This is a genomic window from Streptomyces albireticuli, assembly GCF_021228125.1.
In the GTDB taxonomy this organism is placed as follows: domain Bacteria; phylum Actinomycetota; class Actinomycetes; order Streptomycetales; family Streptomycetaceae; genus Streptomyces; species Streptomyces albireticuli.
In genome coordinates, this window is record NZ_JAJQQS010000059.1 from 1 (window position 1) to 3,775 (window position 3,775).

The 3,775-nt window shown below is 57.6% G+C and carries 1 protein-coding gene and 3 pseudogenes; 2 read left to right on the plus strand and 2 right to left on the minus strand.

The genetic code is table 11. The annotated features are described in order from the left end of the window. Positions 1-287 precede the first annotated feature (287 nt). Positions 288-719 (minus strand): annotated as a pseudogene (locus LUZ64_RS38170) (IS701 family transposase); the annotation flags it as partial. A gap of 276 nt (positions 720-995) precedes the next feature. On the opposite strand from LUZ64_RS38170, the pseudogene LUZ64_RS36430 reads away from it, so the two are divergent. Beyond that, positions 996-1,548, plus strand: a pseudogene (locus tag LUZ64_RS36430) (transposase family protein); the annotation flags it as partial. 16 nt (positions 1,549-1,564) lie between these two features. After that, the gene (locus LUZ64_RS36435; protein ID WP_143593111.1) at positions 1,565-3,538 is read left to right on the plus strand and encodes a M60 family metallopeptidase; all 1,974 of its coding nucleotides are present in this window, start codon (positions 1,565-1,567) and stop codon (positions 3,536-3,538) included. Here LUZ64_RS36435 and LUZ64_RS36440 read toward each other — a convergent pair. After that, positions 3,535-3,775: pseudogene (locus tag LUZ64_RS36440) on the minus strand (hypothetical protein); the annotation flags it as partial. The gene LUZ64_RS36435 and the pseudogene LUZ64_RS36440 overlap by 4 nt on opposite strands.

Here is a 3,775-nt window from a genome sequence, read left to right on the forward strand (position 1 = left end):
GATCGCCACCCGCTACGACAAGACCCCCGAGAGCTACCTCGCCGGAGTCCACCTCCGCGCCTCCATGATCTGGATCAAGGACCTCACCCGAACCACTCAGTGATCACGACTCAATACAGACCCTAGTACTCCAGGTCCAGATCGCTATTTCCACTGCTCAGAGGCGTCTTTCTGAGTGTACTCAGCTGATATGTCGTCATGTGGTGGTTGTTCGTGACCGGCGACGCGTCGCTTGTAGTGGCAGTGTCTGGCGGTGGCCTGATGGCTGCGGCGCCAGCGGGACCATCTCAGCGCTTGTTCGGTGCGATGCCGGTGGGGGTGCCCTGTCCTGGGGCGGCAAGCTGCCATGAGCCGTCTGATTTCTGCCAGGCTGAGTGGGGCGAGGAATGATCCGTTTCTGCGGGCCCCCTTTCCTTCCAGCCTGAGCAGTCATGGAGGCAAGGAAGGCGTGGGCGAGCATGGCCAGGGTGATATGCCGGTACCGGGCCGGGTACCGGCAGACTACGTACTTGTCCAGGCCACACTCGTTTCTTCGCACTCTGAAAACACGACTCGATCGCCCGTCGGCTTCCAGCCACTTGAACCAGCTCATCGACGGTGGTGCCGGTGGGGGCGTGGGCCAGGTAGTAGGCGATCTCGTCGGGGCGGGCGATACTGCGGCGGGCCATCACCCACCGGTGGTGGGAGGGATCGTGGCCGTCGAAGGACGGGACTGCCGGCACTTGCGTGGATGTGTACGTGACTCCGGGCAGTATTTTCGATCAGCGAATCGTGCCCCTGTGAATTTTATAACTAAGGAGCCTACTGCTGTGGAGCGCAACGGCAAACTACAGGTAGGCGACTAACCGTACGTGGAAATTGCAATGAGAAATTGGCCAGTTCTGAGAATTTAACATTTGACTTTGTTTCTGGTGATGGCGGTCTCGGCCATAGAGGAGTTTTCCTTGATTCCGCGTTGCTGCGGTGATCTCACTCAGCACTGCTGGCCAAGGGGATACGTGGACGAGACTCTTGAGGCCCTGGCCGCGTGGGCCCCGGGCTTGCGCGAGGCTCTGGCGGGCCTGGGTGAGGGGGGCTTCGTCGTCGTTGACGGCACGCTGATCCCGACCGACCGTATCGCCGCGGACGAGCCGTACTACTCGCAGAAAGCACAAGAAACACGGCATGAACGTCCAGGTCGTCGCCCGCCCAGACGGCACACCGCTGTGGTTCTCCCGCGCGCTGCCCGGGCGCACGCATGATCTGACCGCTGCCCGGGCCCACGGCATCGTCCAGGCCTGCCCCACCAGGGAAACCCTCATTCTGGCCGACCGGGCCTACCACGGTGCCGGCGCCACCGTCCGCACCCCCTACCACAGACACCGCGAACTCCCCGACCACTACCAGCGGTTCAACCGCGTCCACGCGCGACTCCGGGCGCCGGGCGAACGCGCCTTCGCCCGGCTCAAGTCCTGGCACACCCTCCGCCAGGCCCGATGCTCCACCAACCACATCAGCCGCATCGTGCAGGCCGTCCACACCCTCCCGACCTGCGACTATCCAGAATGAGAGAGGTTCACTGAAGATGGGTGCTTATTCTTTTACATTAGCAAGAAAAAGGAGGAACAGGGGTGCGTATTGGGATTTTCCGGCAAGATTATCTGTGTTTTTTGTTGTTGGCGTGATGGCCTTTTTTGCTCCTGTCGCAGCCTTAGCTGATTCGCCATTCTCGATATGGGAGGGAAGGCGTGATCTCGTGTTTGGTGAAATCGGGGTGGCTGGTCCCAGCGTCAAAGCTGTGGCGCTCCGGCAGGATCATCGACTGGCGCATGCGGATATTGGTTTGGGAACCAATGATACAGCCCAGATAGGGGAAGTGTTTCCTCAGCCACGGACGATTGAACTATCTGCGTTACCGTCAGCCGAAGAGGAACAGGAGCGCCTCCAGGAATGGATGCGCCGGTCAGATCGACAGCCCACTGGATTCTATGCGCCGGCGGGAAAGGAGATTCAGTTAACTGTAGAAGGCCAAGCCGCTGACCTGGAAGCGTGGATAGGGACCGAAGGGCTGCATGATCCTCAAAAGCCGACTAAGCAACAAGAACCTCGCAAAACTTCCCTAACACAGGGAGTGAATCGAATCACTGATGCAGAAGGGGGTATTGTTCATTTACGCTATGTTGCGCCACAAGGAAATGCTTCGCCCGTGAAGGTAACTATTGGAGAGCCAGCGGAGCCAATTGCTTATTTTGTGCACGGAAATACGACGGGCGAGGCGTGGCGCAAGATGCTAACCCAGGCGAAGACTCCAGAGGTCGAGTTGGTTGCTGAACATGTGGTAATCGCCGTACCACGGTCACTGATGCAAAGTTTCGAAGATGCTGATGCTCAGGCTACTCTCGACGCGCACGAAGAAGTGTTGGCGATCGAAGATGAAGTGAGCGGCCTGGACGGATCCACTGCACGCGACCGGCGCTCGCCGTTGAAGATATACGCTGTAGACGGCATTTTTGATGACACCGCGCACGCTACGGATGGCTATATATCTTGGCCCTCTGACGGATTTGAGCCGGAGGAGTTATTAACTGGTAAAGCCCTGCATTCGTGGGGTATTTGGCATGAATATGGGCACCATAAGCAATATCCCACGACGACAGGCCTGACGCAAGAAGTGAGCGTTAACATTTACGGACTCGAGATTGCTCGGCGCGGCTACAGTCATGCATATACTAATGAACTCCCCAAGCGCTGGCCTTCTACTCAGAAGTACTTCTCGAGGCCCACATGGGAGAAGAGGTTTGAATCGGAGGTTGATCATATGGCGATGTATGATCAGCTGCGCAGTGCCTTCGGTTTGGAATTCTATAAAGTGCTATTCCGATTCTATCGCGCCCACCCTGTCAGCCCTGGGCCTGACACGGCAGATGACCGGGCGAAGCTTAGCTTCGAGTTAACGGCTATGTCGGCGATTTCTGGTTACGACCTCTCTGCTTTCTTCGATGATTGGGGTATATTGAGGACGCAAGCCACCCGGCAGAGGATAGCTGCTCTTAATCTACCTAATCCACCTGCAGACCTGAAGAAGATAGAACCGTACGTGGCCAAAGATGCCCTCGTTCAGCCCGCCCTGAATGGTGAAGCCGTTATCCCCCCTCTCCTCGGTGCCCCGCCCGTGCTACGTCATGTTTCCAGTGGGCTCTGCTTGGACATCAAAGATGGAGATAGCAAGGATGGTGGCCTAGTTGAACTGTATGACTGTGGAGGTGGGTGGAATCAGAATTGGGAATTTGAAGGGAAAATGCTTATCAATCCCTTCAGTGTCCGTTGCCTGGCGCCTGAGGGTGGTCGGAAAACTGTCGGTACTCCTGTGCGCCTATACAATTGCAATGGCTCTGATAGGCAGCAATGGGAATTCAAAGGCGCAGTGTTGCGTAATATTTCCAGCGGGTACTGTCTGAGTCTTAAGGGTGGTGACGGAGACCTGGGAACCCCTGTTCAGCTCGACACTTGTACGGGTAATGTAAAGCAGAATTGGAGTGTTGAATTACCTGTTGCTTAGGGCTCGTAACAGGATGATGAACGGGTCTTCTTGAGGTGCCTCGGGCGGTTGGGGCCGCAGGCCAGCGAGAGGAACGTGTTGTGGGGTTCGGTTCGGTGCTCCCAGCGGACGGCGGGGCGTTTGAACTGGTGGAGCAGGGCGAAGGTCTGTTCCACGGCGTAGCGGAGTTTGCCCAGGCGCTGGATGTTCGGGGTGCCTTTGCGGGAGATGACCGGCAGGATCTCCCGCCTTGCGCTG

What these genes read in the sequence shown, in the direction of transcription:
- LUZ64_RS36435 (WP_143593111.1), top strand. Translation starts at nt 1,565, where the DNA reads ATGGGTGCTTATTCTTTTACATTAGCAAGAAAAAGGAGGAACAGGGGT.